The organism is Streptococcus sp. 27098_8_73 (genome assembly GCF_041432495.1).
Lineage (GTDB): Bacteria > Bacillota > Bacilli > Lactobacillales > Streptococcaceae > Streptococcus.
The window spans coordinates 30,594-44,688 of the sequence record NZ_JAPVZT010000009.1 but is presented as its reverse complement, the minus strand read 5'-3'; the positions used below and the strand labels follow the sequence as shown (position 1 = coordinate 44,688).

Genomic DNA, 14,095 nt, shown 5'->3' with positions numbered 1-14,095 from the left:
AAGAGTATTACTTTATTTTAGTCTAAAATAGGGAGAAGACTGCTACTGCAAGGACGGCACCAATGATTGGTCCAACAACTGGAATCCAAGCATAGCTCCAATCGCCATTTCCTTTTTTGGGAATCGGAAGAAGACTGTGCATGATGCGAGGTCCTAAGTCACGAGCGGGGTTGAGGGCATAACCAGTCGTTCCACCAAGTGAGAGACCAATCCCGACAATCAAGGTTCCAACTGCAAATGTACCAAGGCCTGCTTGCAGCTCATAAAGTCCTAGAGCAAAGATAGTCAGAACAAGGACAAAAGTTCCAAGAATTTCACTAATCAGGTTCGAGAAAGTATCTTTGATAGCTGGCCCAGTGCTGAATGTACCCAGGATATTAGCTGGATTTTCTTCGGCCAGATAGTGAGGCTTGAACTGTAGGAAGACCAAGAACTGTCCGACCATAGCACCCGCAAACTGTGCAAGGATATAAGGAAGAACAGATGCCCAAGACAAATCACCTTTGAGAGCTACTCCGATTGTTAGGGCTGGATTCAGATGGGCTGGGCCAAGGTTGCCAGATACAAAAGCAGCGATGGCAACGGCAATCCCCCATCCCATGGTAATCACAATCCAACCAGAGTTGTGGCTCTTAGTTTTGGGAAGAACCACGCCTGCAACGACACCATTTCCCAAAAGGAGCAAGAGCAGTGTTCCTAAAAATTCGCCGAATATTTCTTTCATCATTTATGTTACTCCATATAAAAGAAGGGGAGGCAGACAGTTGTTTTGCCTACCGCCTCTTCTCGTATTTTCTATTTTTTTAATTCTTCTAAATCGTTATTTGCAAGGGCAGCTTCTAGGTCATTTCGATAAGCTGCTTTTTCTTCTTCTGTCCAGTCGTAGAAGCGTCCCATTTCTTCCAGAACAGGCTCTACAATAGCATCCAAGCTATCGCGCATAAAGAGCATGTGGTTTGTCCGGCGAAGTAGGAAGTCAACTGGACTGAGTGCCAATTCACTGCGCATCGCATAGTGGAGTGACAAGGTATCCGCTAGGCTAAGTCCTGGCGCTTGCTCGATGCTGTGAGCGAGAGCAAAGACCTTAGGAGCATTGGAACCATAAAGGTTCGCAAGATAGAAGGCTTCTTTGCTGTCCAATCCACGTGAGACACCAAGTTGCGCAAAGGCTTCGATTTCTGAGTCCACATTTGCTGGGTTCAATTCTCCACCTGAAACTGGGTAGGTCTTAGAGTTGATTAGTTTAAAGCTACGGTCAAATTCTGCTTTGAGGATGTCAACCACGCGCTCCATAGCACCTTCTGCCATCTTACGGTAGTCTGTAATCTTACCACCAGCAAGGGTCAAGAGGCCATTGTTATCACGATCCAAACTAGAGCCACGAGATACGGCAGATGGATCCAAATGTTTTTCAGAAGTACTGCTTTCGAGCTTAGTAACAGCCGCCTCAACATCCTCACGAGATTTTTCTTTGGCCAGATAGCTTTCAACAGTCGCAATCAAGTTATTAAAGCTTTCATCACTGATGGTTCCGTTGTTTCCGCCGTTGTAGTCAGAAGCGCTGTTTCCTGCAATCAGAGGACGCAGACCTGCCCAGCTGCTTTCGATGTCGTCAATTGTGATGTTTGCTTCTGGGAAGCGATTGTTGACAATGCCCAAGAGGTAATCAACATCTTCTTGTGTTACTTTTGGATGCTCAAGGTCGCCAGTGTAGTCAGTATCTGTCGTACCAAAGTAGGTTTTATTTTCACGTGGAAGAACAAAGACCATCCGGCCATCTCCCAAGCCTGTATCAAAGTAAACTGGCTGAGAAACCTTGATCTTGCTAGAATCAACCACCAAGTGAACTCCCTTAGTTGGACGCATTTGTGAGTATTGCTCACCGTCATTTGACAGATTGCGCACCTTGTCGCTCCAAGGTCCAGTTGTATTGATGACTAGGCGTGCCTTGATTTCAAAGACTTCATCTGTCAAGAGGTCACGCGCAACAACGCCTGTAATCTTTCCAGCTTCATCAAAGAGGAAGCCTTCTGCCTTGACATGGTTGGCAATCAGGGCACCGTCTTGGTTGGCACGTTTGATATTTTCAATTACGAGGCGTGCATCGTTGTTGCGGAAGTCAAGATAGACACCGCCGCCGACCAGGCCTTCCTTCTTGAGTTCAGGTTCCCGTTCTAGCACTTCTTCCTTGCTCAAGACCTTGTTGGCAGCAGGAGTGTTGTTAACACCAGCCAGAAGGTCGTAGAGATCCATAGCCACTTTGAGACGGAAAAGGCTAAATGTCGCTCCATCCTCATCGTAAACTGGCAAGAGCATAGGATCTGGTTTTGGAATATGTGGAGCAATTTGCTGTACCACAGCACGCTCAGAAACTGTATCTGAGACCACCTCTACGTCGAATTGCTTAAGGTAACGAAGGCCACCATGGACCAGTTTGGTAGAACGGCTAGAAGTTCCTTCTGCAAAGTCCTGCATTTCAATCAGACCGGTCTCCAGGCCACTAGCTGCAGCTTGCAAGGCTACCCCAGCACCGGTAATCCCACCACCAATAATCAGGAGATCCAAGGTGCGTTCCTGCATTTTTTTAATCGATAATTCACGTGTTTTCTTTGAGAATTCCATAATTACACACTTTCTAACTTCGTCGTTTCATGCTTCTACTGACTTGATTATCAAAATAAGAATCAGTATTAGTCGTCGATTTCTGCAAAGACTCGGGTTGCCTTAACGGCTTTTTTCCACCCTTTGTAGAGTTGTTCCTTGCGAGATTCGTTCATAGACGGCTCAAAGAGTTCTCCAGTTTCATTGAGGGTGCGGAGTTCATCTAAGTCTTTCCAGTAGCCTACTGACAGTCCTGCCAAGAAGGCTGCACCTAGAGCCGTTGTTTCTAAGTTCTTAGCACGGGCTATATCGATTCCCAAGATGTCAGCCTGGAACTGCATAAGGAAGTTATTCATAGCAGCACCGCCGTCGACTTTAAGCACTTGAATGGCAGTATTAGCATCCACCTGCATAGTATCGATAATGTCACGTACTTGGTAAGCGATGGATTGCAGAGTAGCCTTGATAAAGTCTTCCTTGCTGGTTCCGCGGGTCAAGCCAAAGACAGAACCACGGGCATTTTGATCCCAATATGGAGCTCCCAGTCCTGTAAAGGCAGGCACTACATAAACTTCATCGTTGTTGTGAGAAGCAAGGGCATATTTTTCAGATTCTGGTGAGCTCTCCACCATCCGAAGACCGTCGCGCAGCCATTGAATAGCACTTCCGGCAATGAAGATAGAACCTTCTAAAGCATAGTAAACCTTGCCGTTGATACCGTAGCCGATGGTTGTCAAGAGGTTGTTTTCAGACAGCTGCATCTCTTCACCAGTGTTCATGATGATGAAAGAACCAGTTCCATAAGTATTCTTGACCATGCCAGGCTCAAAAGCTAACTGTCCAAAGAGAGCTGCCTGCTGGTCACCAGCCATACCAGAGATTGGAACTTCTCCGCCGTAGAAATGGAAGGCAGCAGTCTTACCATAGATTTCTGAGTTAGAGCGAACTTCAGGAAGCATAGCCTTTGGAATGTTGAGGATTTCCAAAATCTCATCGTCCCATTTGAGGTCCTTGATGTTATAGAGCATGGTACGGGCTGCATTTGAGTAGTCGGTCACGTGAGAAGCCCCGTCAGTCAATTTCCAAACCAGCCAGGTATCGATAGTACCAAAGAGCAATTCACCCTTTTCAGCTCTTTCTTGCGCTCCCTCAACATGGTCCAAAATCCAGCGAACCTTGGTAGCAGAGAAGTAAGCGTCAATGATCAAACCAGTCTTTTCGTGGAATTTTTCCACATAACCTTGGCTTTTTAGTTGTTCAGCCAAAGGTGCTGTCTGGCGTGATTGCCAAACGATAGCATTGTAGATAGGAAGACCTGTATTCTTATCCCAGACGACAGTTGTTTCACGCTGGTTGGTGATCCCGATGGCTTCGATTTGACTTGGTTTCACACCGCTTTCGATAAAGGCTCCAGCAATTACAGACTGAACAGAATTCCAAATTTCATTAGCATTATGCTCAACCCATCCAGCTTGAGGGAAAATCTGAGTAAATTCTTTTTGACTGGAGCTAACTTTTTCTCCTTTTTTATTAAAGATGATGGCGCGGGAACTAGTAGTTCCTTGGTCAATAGCCATGATGTATTTTTCTTGTGACATGAACTGTCCTCCTGGTAAAAATCTTGTGGATGTTTCCTCTACAGTAACTAGTATACAAAATAAAGCGCTTTCTTCTTTATCAACTTTTTTAAAATTTTAAAAAAAATTGAGGAGATTGTGTGAAAATCACAAAGAAACCTAGATTTCTCCAAGTTTCTTAATGAAATATCATGTGACGGATTTGAGCCAAATCTTCCAAATCCAAGTCATTTTTTAAATAATAAACGGGAATCTGCGGGGTCTGATGTATAGGATTATTGGTGATGATGAGGTCATAATTTTTAGCTGGATCGTAGGCTTCAATGCTAATAAAGCGATTGTACTCTAAATATCGTCTTAAAATGGCCGTCATCCTGGAAACAACGATAAAGCTATCTATCAAGTCCATGCCTATCTTGATGACTTGACCGTCGTTTTCAGCAATGTACTCCATCAGCTGGAGCCATTCCCACAAAACCTTTTTATCCAAAGATGTTCCCTGCTGGAAAATAGGCAGTTTGCTAAAAATAATGTCTGCCACTTGTCGATAATCGTCTTCGCTCCATAAGTAAGGATGGCGAAGTTCCAGATCATGCTTGTATTTGTCTTGCAATAGGTAGCCTCGGAAAAGAAAGACGCGGGCGCAGAGCTGGCTTAGTTCATAGGTCACTTGGTCTTCGATGTAGTCACCAAGCAAGTCCTGACTCTTCATTTCTTGAATCAGTTGCGTAATCAGACTGGCAATTTCACCGCCAAAGCCCAGTATATACTCCATGGTGTGCAGGGGTAAAATCCGATGGGAGAGCAGAAATGAAAAGAAAATCATCATTTCCCCGTCTTCGAGACTCAGGGTGATGTGCTGTCCGGAAAAGAAATCATTTGTCCGGCGATGTAGACGCTGATAAAAGATATTTTCAAAATAGCCCTGCATTTTCTGCTCAATGTTTTGAAATTGGCAGGCATTGACTCTTAGGCGCTGTTGGGTAATATGAGCCCAAAGAGCTAAATCCAATCGCTGTCCTTGCGAGAGCTGGGCTCCGCAGAGTTCTTCTAAGACGGCAACTTCCTGCCTTCTTTCTGATTTTTGAAGTTCTTTTTCCCAATCTTGGCTGGACCAGACCTTGCGAAGGAGGCAAAAATAAAAATAGCGGATCTGGTGCTCAGGCCCTTTCAAGCGACCATTTTGGATAGATAGCTCAAACTCTGATAAAATCTGATTTAGACCAGCTATATGACGGCCGAGGGTCGCTTCGCTAATCATCAACTCCTGAGCTAACTGGTGAGCCAAAAACTGCTGATGATAGAGCAGGTAGTTTAAAATCTGGTATTTGACGGCATTGTCCAAAAAAAGTCTGCGAATGTCCCGTCCCTTGGTATCCGGTCCGATAGACAGACTGAGCGTTTCGTCCTGGAGCTGGATGGATAAGGCTGTCTGATGTTCCATAGCCTTGTCGTTGATCAGGCTAATGTACTTGGTCAAGGTTGCTTTCGAGAAGCCTGTTTCAGACATGACGTCCTTCAAACTGGATGTAGAATGCTGCTGTAAATAAGACAGGACAATAAACTGCCCCGCTTCACTCTTTTCCATTAAGTCTGCTAGATACATCGGAAAAACCTTTCAGTTTGCTAATCTTAGCTTAACACAAAAAGAAAAAAAGACGAAGCAATCTGCTTCCTCTGCTACATCCATCTATGACTAAACAAAAAGGAAACCCGACCAGCGGGATGATTTCCCCAGCCGTCTCAGGCTTCCTTTATATCATCAGGCTTGGTTCACCTTTTTAAGCATGATATTTACATATTCTTTGCAAAATCAAAACGGAACCCAACCTTTTGACCTAATTGAGTCAGTTCAGTCAAAGCCTCTCTGCGGCAGACAAAGATGACATAACTGTCGCTATCGATGTCCATTGCTCCGAGGCAGTAGCCTGCTTCCTCCCATTTTTCATCCAAAACCTTGCACCATGATGGAATGTCTCCATCTTCATCTAGCCAGTCATCTTGCAGTGGGAGATTCTTTTGCTCTGCCAATTCTTTCATGAAATAGGTGAAGTCTTCTAATATTGAATTCCAATCCAGTTCAATAGCCTCACCACTCTCAATTAACTCATCCACAATTCCTAGCCAAACAATGGTATCTTCTGATTCATCGTCCTCTATCCCACGATCGTTATAGCGATCGATATTTTCATCAAAGTAGTCCCACGGTGAGGCAAGACAAGCTTCTATAGCAGAACGGACAGAGCTGTCCTCTGTAAGTAGTTCAACTATGCTGGTAAACATTTCTTTGTTCAGTTCATTTGTCATAACTGACTCCTTTCTTGTCCATAAGGACATATTTTTAACGTTATTGAAAAAAATTTTATCTATAATCTCGACTAATCCTAGTCATAGGACTGATGATTTAGGCAATTATCACTTGTTCGTTTAAGAAGGTTTCATTCATCCATAGTGTTCAGAACCTTCAATATCTCTGTATTGGAATTCTAAATCCAAAATTAATTTTTCGCCATATTCCAATAATTGAGCTTTAGTGAGAGCATTTACATTCTTGCCAGAAAAAGCAAGCTTTGCCTTCAAGTCAACTCGACAACTTCCAATAAGACTCGCTTGGATATAGGCTGTATAGTCATTTCTAGCAGACGCCCAGCCCATTAGTTGAAAGTCCATTTCAAAGCGAATGAACAATTCCCTACCATTCTGCTGCAAGTCTACAATAGTAAGGCCTTCGCTATCATGGATTTCGGATGAATCAACCATATCTAGCTTTTCTCTATTAAGATAGGGCAAATTCTCAGATAAGGCTTTGAATACGGACAATTCCTCTACTTTATGACCAATAAATTCCCATAAAATAATTTCTAAATCTTTTATTCGTAAGTACTGCTCTTTAATCATTATGCCTCTTAGTCTTTGTTAATAAGATAATGACACCTAGTAAAATAAGAATTCCAATTACAAAAACAACTATTTCTAATTCTTTTAATCCTTCAATATAGGGTATGATATAGATGCTTGATTCCACAAGTAGAAAACCGATAAGAACAAGGGCAATCGAAAAATATGTCTGTTTTTTATCCATTTTTATGGCCTTCCCTTAACTAGAGTTTACATAAAACTTAACTGGCTAAAAATTCTATTTCCCCTCTACCCACTTATCGTTGTCCATGATAAAAGGTTTGGCCAAACCTTCCCCTGTATAGTCTTTATATTTGGTCTGCAAGTATTTGTACACATCTTCCTTGGTCGCAAACTTGATAGCCTGGTAAGGCTCTTCAAAGGTCAGCTTTTCGATAAATAAATATCCGTCTTTATCTGGAACCAAGACGCCGACATGCCCTACAAAGAGAGAATCACCGTCAAGATTGTCGTGGACGATGACGGAGAGCATCCGAGCCTTTTCGTTAAACTTGAACTGTTTGAAGTATTCCTCCATCTTCTTAGCATGGACTTTGACATCTTGAGTCGCTTCAGTCTTGACTCTTGAAAATAGGATATTAAATTCTTCCTTATCCTTGGCATCAAAGAGCTTGCCCTTGTCAATCGAGTCATTATCGATGAACAAGAGTTCGTCGTCCTTTGCAATTTGAGGAATCTCGATGCTATTTTTCAGCAAAGTATAAGTATTGATCCGGCAATTTGTCCCGATAAAATCACCCTTCTTGGCCTGCCAGAGAGGATTGATTTTTTCTACGTCATATTCTGTTTTGCTAAATTTAGTGAAATCGCCTGTTAAACCAGTCGAGCCAACAAGTCCATTGTAGTCATTGACTAGATTGACAAAGTTATCGACACTGTCTTTATCCAAGTCGGCTGCCAACAAACTCTTGACTTCTTCGACACTCTTTTTACTGTTTAAATTTGAATAAGTCGCCTTCCATGGATATTTTTCCGAGCTAGTCTGACCAACTGTTGGATTTTCTTGACTGCCGTTTGATTGCTTTTGCGCCTTCCCACATGCGGCTAAGCCAAGAATAGCCAAGGTGCAGGCACTCATCAACATAATCTTTTTTACTTTCTTCATTCTTTCGTCCTTTTTATATTTTTCCAATATTCATCTTCAAATAATTCCTCTTGTTATTATATCAAGAAATATTGAAAAACAGAAAGGAAAGATCTAATTTGATTAGAAACTTCCTTGTTCTTGAAATCACTTTTGAACTGAAAGAGCAACATTATAAAACAAACACAAGAGTCAATGGAGCTATTTCCTCTAAGCAAAAAAATGACTGCAGTTGATAAAAGTGCAGTCACTTTGATTTATGAATTAATGAACAAGATAGAATAGCTAACTCCAAATGCCAACTTAAAGAAAATGAATCACTATACACTGGTAAGTCTACTTAATCTTGTGCTTGTTCATCTTTTCTTCAAAAATAGCTGTCATGATAGCGCGCAATTCCTCACTCTCCTTTTCAGGAAGCTCTCCTGCTTGCTTAGCCACAGCGTAGAGTTCTGGGTATTGCTTGGCAACTCGCTCAACCGTCTTGGTCGTTGCATGCCCTCTCACAAGGAAGGGAATTCGCTTAAGCCATTCTTGTGGCACCAGCGCCAAAATCTTTTTAGCCGCTTCCTTATCGCTAATGACGGCTGTACTAAGCCCTTCTTTGATTTGCTCTTGCTCTTTTTCGGTAAAATCTTTTAATTCCATTCTGAACTCCTCTTTTCTAATAAGTTACTTGCTCTTCTTGAACAGACTGCTCTTAGATTGGGTTTTTGAAATTTGAGTAACCCTGACAAGTCTTTCAGTCAAATTTCCAAAAATTAATTTGCAGCAGTTTCCAAAACTTCCGCAAAGATTACGAAGCCTTTTGATAAGATATGAAGCTGCCCGTCCGAGATTTGGCAATGACTTGCTAAAGTTGCAGAATCACTCTCTACAAGATAATTTTCTGCTGATTGGTTAAAAATGGCTTGGACCTTTTGACCATCATAATCCCATTCCAGAGACAGGACATCAGGCGTGATTTCTTCGAGACTATATTTCCCATGCTGGATAATATCTGAGACACTCTTGCGAAGCTGAATCAATTTCTTCATGAAATCGAGCATCTCATTGCTATCGGAAACACGTTCCCAAGGCATGACACGACGACAATCTGGGTCTGGTCCTCCGTCTAATTCTAGCTCGGTTCCATAGTAGAAACACGGTGTCCCTCTTTGTAAAAAGAGGCTGGCTACAGCAGATTTAACCAGTTGGGTATCTCTTTTGGCCGTTGCCAAAATGCGCTCCGTATCGTGCGAATCCAGAAGATTGAACATCACTTCTGAAATCTGCTGTCTATAATACATAGACTGACCATTAATCTCATCGATAAATTGACTGGTCTTCTTGACCCCACGTAAGAAATAATCTTTGATACTATCAGAGAGAGGATAGTTCATAACTGCGTGGAACTCATCACCATTTAGCCAAGGCTGAGAAGTGTGCCAGACTTCTCCAAGAATATAAAGGTCAGGCTTCTTAGCCAAGACAGTCTTTCGGAAATCTCTCCAAAATTGGTGGTCCACTTCATTTGCCACATCCAAGCGCCAAGCATCGATATCAAACTCTTCAATCCAGTAGGTCGCAACGCTCAACAAATAGTCCCTCACTTGAGGATTTGCTGTATTTAGCTTGGGCATATAGCTCTCAAAGGCAAAGGTATGATAAGGGAGCTTTCTTGGATTTGCAAGCTTATCCTTTGTCACTGGGAACTCTTGAACATGGAACCAGTCTTTATAAACAGAATTTTCACCGTTTTTGAGGACATCCTGCCACTGTGGAGATTGGTCTCCGATATGGTTGAAAACAGCATCCAGCATGATCTTCATACCACGCTGATGGGCTTGCTCCACCAGTTGACGGAAAGTCTCCTTGTCTCCAAAATGACGGTCAATTTCGAAATAATCCGTCGTATTGTACTTATGATTGCTTGGAGATTCAAAGATAGGACAGAGATAAAGTCCTGTAATGCCCAAGTCTTGCAAGTAATCCAGATGGTCAATAATACCCTGTAAATCACCACCAAAGAAATCGCTAATTTTTGGTTTGATAGAGGAATCCCAAGCTAGCGCACCTTCCGGAGAAATCTCAGGGTTCCCATTTGCAAAGCGTTCTGGGAAAATCTGATACCATACCGTCTTTGAAACCCAGTCAGGAACATGACAAGCATCAATTTCATGAATATAAGGAAGCTTAAAGCCATTCCCCTCGTAATGAAGATTTTCAAGCGTATTTTCAACACATCCCTTATCTCCATACAAGATAGTCTGGCCTTGCTTATCCTTAATCTCAAAGAGATACTGAAGTCGCGCATAGCCGACTGAAACCTCCACCTGCCAATAATCAAACAAAGCATCGGAGGTGACTTTGACCATTTCCTTGCTGTCCTCATAATAATCCTCCATAAAGATAAAAGGATCTCCATAGTGCAAGGTTATACTTTCAATATCTCCCCTTTTCGTCCGAATGCGAATGTGCATTGTCTTATCTTTATAAAGATAAGCATACTCCGACTCTGGACTGTGGTAAATAGCTGACAATTCCATATTTTCTCTCCTAGATTTCTCTTTATGGACTCATTGCAATTTTATGCAAACGATTTCAAAACATAGCCCTAGTATATCACTTTAAAAAAACGAATGCAAGGTGTTGGGTTACAAACGTTGTAATCTGAGAGTAAGGTAGCAAGTCAAACTTGACATGGAATTGATACTCACGGCCAATGATCTACTCATGTATAACAAGATTATGCCTCGAAACTAAAACAGAGACTCACAACAAATGTGAATCTCTGTTTTTCTTAGCCGAGAAAACTTTTTGTCCTAGACTCCATAATACATTTCTATTATTTAAAAACTTGGATAATATATTGACTCCTTCAACTTACTTTCTTTAAGTTTCAGAACAGTCGCTATAGCTGCGGCTTCAAAGCTCCAATATCCACAATATGTGTCTGAGCTACCCTTATGTGAATCATACCAAGCATATTCAGAATGATTCTTGTACCAACTATTCAAATATTCCAGAAGAGCAGCTTCCTTATCACTAGCTTCAAAAACATCATCCAATGCCGAAAACTCTCTTCCTAATTGTGCCTTATTATCCCATAATGCTTTTTTACCTTGTATATTGTTTGCGATATATTTAAGAAGTCTATCCTTCTCAATAATATCAATCCTTGTCAATTATTTCTCTATTCTATTATTTGACCATTCTTATGGACTCAATCTTATTTTCTCCAGTTCTTAAACTCACCTGTAGTTATTCTTCCATCAATTAATCTATTAATATATTCGTGAATAGCCCACGATCGTCCAAATTTAACTGCTCCTCGCATCTCACCACTGGAACACATGATTTTAGTCCGTCGTGGAGATTATCCCCACTCTACGACAGCTATCGCATGGGCGGAACATCTGCTTCTACTTCGTCGATGAATGAGCCCGTACAAGCAGTGATACTGCCTCCACATGGCTCGACATGACAGGAAGTACGTCATATCAAGTCGGTCGTTTACGGAAACTTATCCACGATACAATTTAACGATAGTTCAAAAAGTTATCGTTAAAAGGTGAACCCTAGTCTATCTTAAAGTCGTCCGGAAGTATTTGCGTCAAATCTTCCCTTGAGGGATTCTCAATATTCACCACGCGCTTTGCATGATTCATAATCATACCATCAAAGATATTTCGAATCAGTCTTGCATTTCCAAAATACTCGTCTTTGCGTTCCAATTCGTGGGTCAGGTAATTAAGAACTTTTTCTTTTATTTCTTCTTCTATGACATATGCGTTCTTTTCGCATTCGTACTCAAGTATCTTAATTAACTCATCAATACCATAATCCGGAAATTGAATAAAAGTATTAAACCGTGATCGTAATCCAGGATTCGACTCAAAAAACTTCTCCATTGGTTCAGTATAACCAGCTACAATCACAACCAAGTCATCTCTATGGTCCTCTAACGCTTTCGTCAACTCCGTCAGGCATTCTCTGCCATAAGAATCGCTATGATCATTTTCAGTGATGCTATATGCCTCATCTATAAACAAAACGCCACCCAAAGAGCGATCAATAACCTCTTTAACCTTTAATGCCGTCTGACCTTGATATCCGGCAATTAGATCAGTTCTTGAAACTTCAACAAAATGCCCCTTTGATAGAAGGCCGAGCTGCTTATATATTCTGCCTACTATACGAGCTACGGTAGTTTTACCTGTTCCTGGATTTCCCATGAACGCAATATGCATCGTACTTTTTTCTGAGTAAAGTCCGTATTCTCTACGTATTTTCTGCACTCTCTGATATGAAATAAGATTCTGTACCTGCTCTTTAACAGATTCAAGTCCAACTAAAACATTTAAATCTCGTAGCAACTCATCCAATGTTCTAGTATCATCATATGATTCGTCGTCCTTTTTACAGATATCATGCAAAGTTGTGTATCCGTAAAATTCAATTAAATTTCTGTGAACCACATCAACCAACTTATGTTGTTCTGGTCTGCATTCTGGCTCATTGATAGTTTCCGAAAACTTCTCCAATAATTGAATGGTGCACTTTTTATCTCTTTGCTCACACACTTTACTTACGAGCTGCGTAATCTCACCACAGCTGTCCGTTAGTGCATCAAGTTTTGAGGCATTGTTAATTAATGTTTTTTCATATTTATTTCCCATCATATTATCCCAAACAGAACAGCAGCGAGTTCACATAATATCAATACCAAAGATACACCCACACCAATATATGAATATTGAACTCTTTTCTTTAATAAAGCTATTTCATCTTCGCTTTTCGATAACTGCTTTGTTAATTCCTGATTCTTTTGTAGTAATTCCTCAATAGAGTTGCTATTTGCTTTAATACCATTTTGTATCTTGTCCAATCTTACAGTCACTGACGATAGATCATTCCAAATTACATCTATATCCATCACATGCTCATGACTAAATAATTCATACACTTTATTGTACATTTCATCTATATCAAAAAGATGATGTAACTCATCCAGTTTCGATACTTCAAGCTGTAATGCATTATACCTTTCTTCAATAGAATTATAATTTAATGATAAAGTATTAACGGTATTACTGAGTGTTTTTCTATTTTCAATTTCCTTATTGATTCTGAAATTCTGTACATCAATCTCAGCAACCACAGAGCTTTGCTTTTCAACAATACCTTCTAGCTGATTTTCATAATTAGTAAGCTTTTCTGTCAAATCGTTTACTGCAGTGGCTACTTCATCCAAACGAGCTTTCTCGCTAATATATGATTCTTTGACTTTATCAATTTTCCCTGAAAGTGATTTGATTTCCTCATATATCTTTGCCCTTGCTTCTTTGTTTTCTTTCGACACATGGTTTAGCGAATCGGATAAGCTACATATTTTTTCTCCCCATTCATCCCACATCTGATCCACATCCTGTAGATGTGCATAACCTTCCATTTTCTTCTTGAAGCTTTTTAATACTTCAAGTGTCTTTACTTGATCATCAACGATCTTGCTTATCTTTTTCTGCGCATCCGCAGTAGCTTCACTATTTTTCTCCGTAGCCTTGATCGAAATCAATATTGCAGATATATAATCTTTATCAAGAGCTTCCAATGCTTTATATACGTGACCTATCTGTGATATAAAAGCTTTGTGCATCTTATTAATATCGATCAGATTATCTTGTACATGACTTGCAAGAGTATTAAGCTCTTCTCCTGTCACTCTATGTTCTGTATCAATTCCTTTACCAAGGAAAAAGTCACCAACACCACCAAAGAATCCTTTTTTCTCGTCTACCATTGGAAGCTTATAATCTTGCGTCGCTTGTTCAGAGAAAATCTGTAAAGCTTTTTTATCACTCTCAAATTCATGGGTTTTTATTGTATCAAGAGTACTGTTTCCTTCACTTTCTTGCCTTGTACTACTGCTCAT

Annotated in this window: 13 protein-coding genes; all 13 read right to left on the bottom strand. The window is 40.9% G+C overall.

Annotated elements, in window-relative coordinates:
* Positions 1-22: 22 nt before the first annotated feature.
* The 13 genes from O3651_RS07180 to O3651_RS07120 all read right to left on the bottom strand — a co-directional run bounded on the left by O3651_RS07180 (position 23) and on the right by O3651_RS07120 (position 14,095).
* Complete coding sequence (locus O3651_RS07180; RefSeq protein ID WP_371610037.1) at positions 23-727, bottom strand: MIP/aquaporin family protein; 705 nt, start codon at positions 725-727, stop codon at positions 23-25.
* Between the two features lie 68 nt (positions 728-795).
* Positions 796-2,622, bottom strand: a complete 1,827-nt coding sequence (gene glpO, locus O3651_RS07175; RefSeq protein ID WP_371610036.1) for a type 1 glycerol-3-phosphate oxidase — start codon at positions 2,620-2,622, stop codon at positions 796-798.
* A 68-nt stretch (positions 2,623-2,690) separates the two neighbouring features.
* Positions 2,691-4,199 (bottom strand): glycerol kinase GlpK, encoded by a 1,509-nt coding sequence (glpK, locus tag O3651_RS07170; protein ID WP_371610035.1) that lies wholly within the window; start codon positions 4,197-4,199, stop codon positions 2,691-2,693.
* 157 nt (positions 4,200-4,356) lie between these two features.
* The gene (locus O3651_RS07165; protein WP_371610034.1) at positions 4,357-5,784 is read right to left on the bottom strand and encodes a helix-turn-helix domain-containing protein; all 1,428 of its coding nucleotides are present in this window, start codon (positions 5,782-5,784) and stop codon (positions 4,357-4,359) included.
* A gap of 188 nt (positions 5,785-5,972) precedes the next feature.
* A complete protein-coding gene (locus tag O3651_RS07160) occupies positions 5,973-6,485 on the bottom strand; it encodes a DUF6630 family protein (protein WP_371610033.1) in 513 nt (170 codons plus the stop codon).
* Positions 6,486-6,620: 135 nt separating this feature from the next.
* Positions 6,621-7,076 (bottom strand): hypothetical protein, encoded by a 456-nt coding sequence (locus O3651_RS07155; protein ID WP_371610032.1) that lies wholly within the window; start codon positions 7,074-7,076, stop codon positions 6,621-6,623.
* The gene (locus tag O3651_RS07150) at positions 7,069-7,260 is read right to left on the bottom strand and encodes a hypothetical protein (RefSeq protein WP_371610031.1); all 192 of its coding nucleotides are present in this window, start codon (positions 7,258-7,260) and stop codon (positions 7,069-7,071) included. Before O3651_RS07150 ends, O3651_RS07155 begins: the two co-directional genes overlap by 8 nt.
* A gap of 54 nt (positions 7,261-7,314) precedes the next feature.
* Positions 7,315-8,202, bottom strand: coding sequence for a DUF4300 family protein (locus O3651_RS07145; RefSeq protein WP_371610030.1), 888 nt, complete (start codon positions 8,200-8,202; stop codon positions 7,315-7,317).
* Positions 8,203-8,517: 315 nt separating this feature from the next.
* Entirely contained in the window at positions 8,518-8,829 is a 312-nt protein-coding gene (locus tag O3651_RS07140; protein WP_371610029.1) for a hypothetical protein, read from the bottom strand.
* A 113-nt stretch (positions 8,830-8,942) separates the two neighbouring features.
* Positions 8,943-10,709, bottom strand: coding sequence for a glycoside hydrolase family 13 protein (locus O3651_RS07135; RefSeq protein ID WP_371610028.1), 1,767 nt, complete (start codon positions 10,707-10,709; stop codon positions 8,943-8,945).
* A 303-nt stretch (positions 10,710-11,012) separates the two neighbouring features.
* The gene (locus O3651_RS07130; protein ID WP_247951313.1) at positions 11,013-11,348 is read right to left on the bottom strand and encodes a PoNe immunity protein domain-containing protein; all 336 of its coding nucleotides are present in this window, start codon (positions 11,346-11,348) and stop codon (positions 11,013-11,015) included.
* 393 nt (positions 11,349-11,741) lie between these two features.
* On the bottom strand, positions 11,742-12,842 hold the full coding sequence (locus O3651_RS07125) for an AAA family ATPase (protein ID WP_371610027.1): 1,101 nt from the start codon (positions 12,840-12,842) through the stop codon (positions 11,742-11,744).
* Positions 12,842-14,095 carry a hypothetical protein gene (locus O3651_RS07120; protein WP_371610026.1) on the bottom strand — a complete coding sequence of 418 codons (1,254 nt, stop codon included), beginning with the start codon at positions 14,093-14,095 and terminating at the stop codon, positions 12,842-12,844. The genes O3651_RS07125 and O3651_RS07120 overlap by 1 nt, the downstream gene beginning before the upstream one ends.

What these genes read in the sequence shown, in the direction of transcription:
- O3651_RS07135 (WP_371610028.1), bottom strand. Translation starts at nt 10,709, where the DNA reads ATGGAATTGTCAGCTATTTACCACAGTCCAGAGTCGGAGTATGCTTAT.
- O3651_RS07160 (WP_371610033.1), bottom strand. Translation starts at nt 6,485, where the DNA reads ATGACAAATGAACTGAACAAAGAAATGTTTACCAGCATAGTTGAACTA.
- O3651_RS07150 (WP_371610031.1), bottom strand. Translation starts at nt 7,260, where the DNA reads ATGGATAAAAAACAGACATATTTTTCGATTGCCCTTGTTCTTATCGGT.
- O3651_RS07145 (WP_371610030.1), bottom strand. Translation starts at nt 8,202, where the DNA reads ATGAAGAAAGTAAAAAAGATTATGTTGATGAGTGCCTGCACCTTGGCT.
- O3651_RS07120 (WP_371610026.1), bottom strand. Translation starts at nt 14,095, where the DNA reads ATGAGCAGTAGTACAAGGCAAGAAAGTGAAGGAAACAGTACTCTTGAT.
- O3651_RS07155 (WP_371610032.1), bottom strand. Translation starts at nt 7,076, where the DNA reads ATGATTAAAGAGCAGTACTTACGAATAAAAGATTTAGAAATTATTTTA.
- O3651_RS07140 (WP_371610029.1), bottom strand. Translation starts at nt 8,829, where the DNA reads ATGGAATTAAAAGATTTTACCGAAAAAGAGCAAGAGCAAATCAAAGAA.
- O3651_RS07180 (WP_371610037.1), bottom strand. Translation starts at nt 727, where the DNA reads ATGATGAAAGAAATATTCGGCGAATTTTTAGGAACACTGCTCTTGCTC.
- O3651_RS07125 (WP_371610027.1), bottom strand. Translation starts at nt 12,842, where the DNA reads ATGGGAAATAAATATGAAAAAACATTAATTAACAATGCCTCAAAACTT.
- glpK (WP_371610035.1), bottom strand. Translation starts at nt 4,199, where the DNA reads ATGTCACAAGAAAAATACATCATGGCTATTGACCAAGGAACTACTAGT.
- glpO (WP_371610036.1), bottom strand. Translation starts at nt 2,622, where the DNA reads ATGGAATTCTCAAAGAAAACACGTGAATTATCGATTAAAAAAATGCAG.
- O3651_RS07165 (WP_371610034.1), bottom strand. Translation starts at nt 5,784, where the DNA reads ATGTATCTAGCAGACTTAATGGAAAAGAGTGAAGCGGGGCAGTTTATT.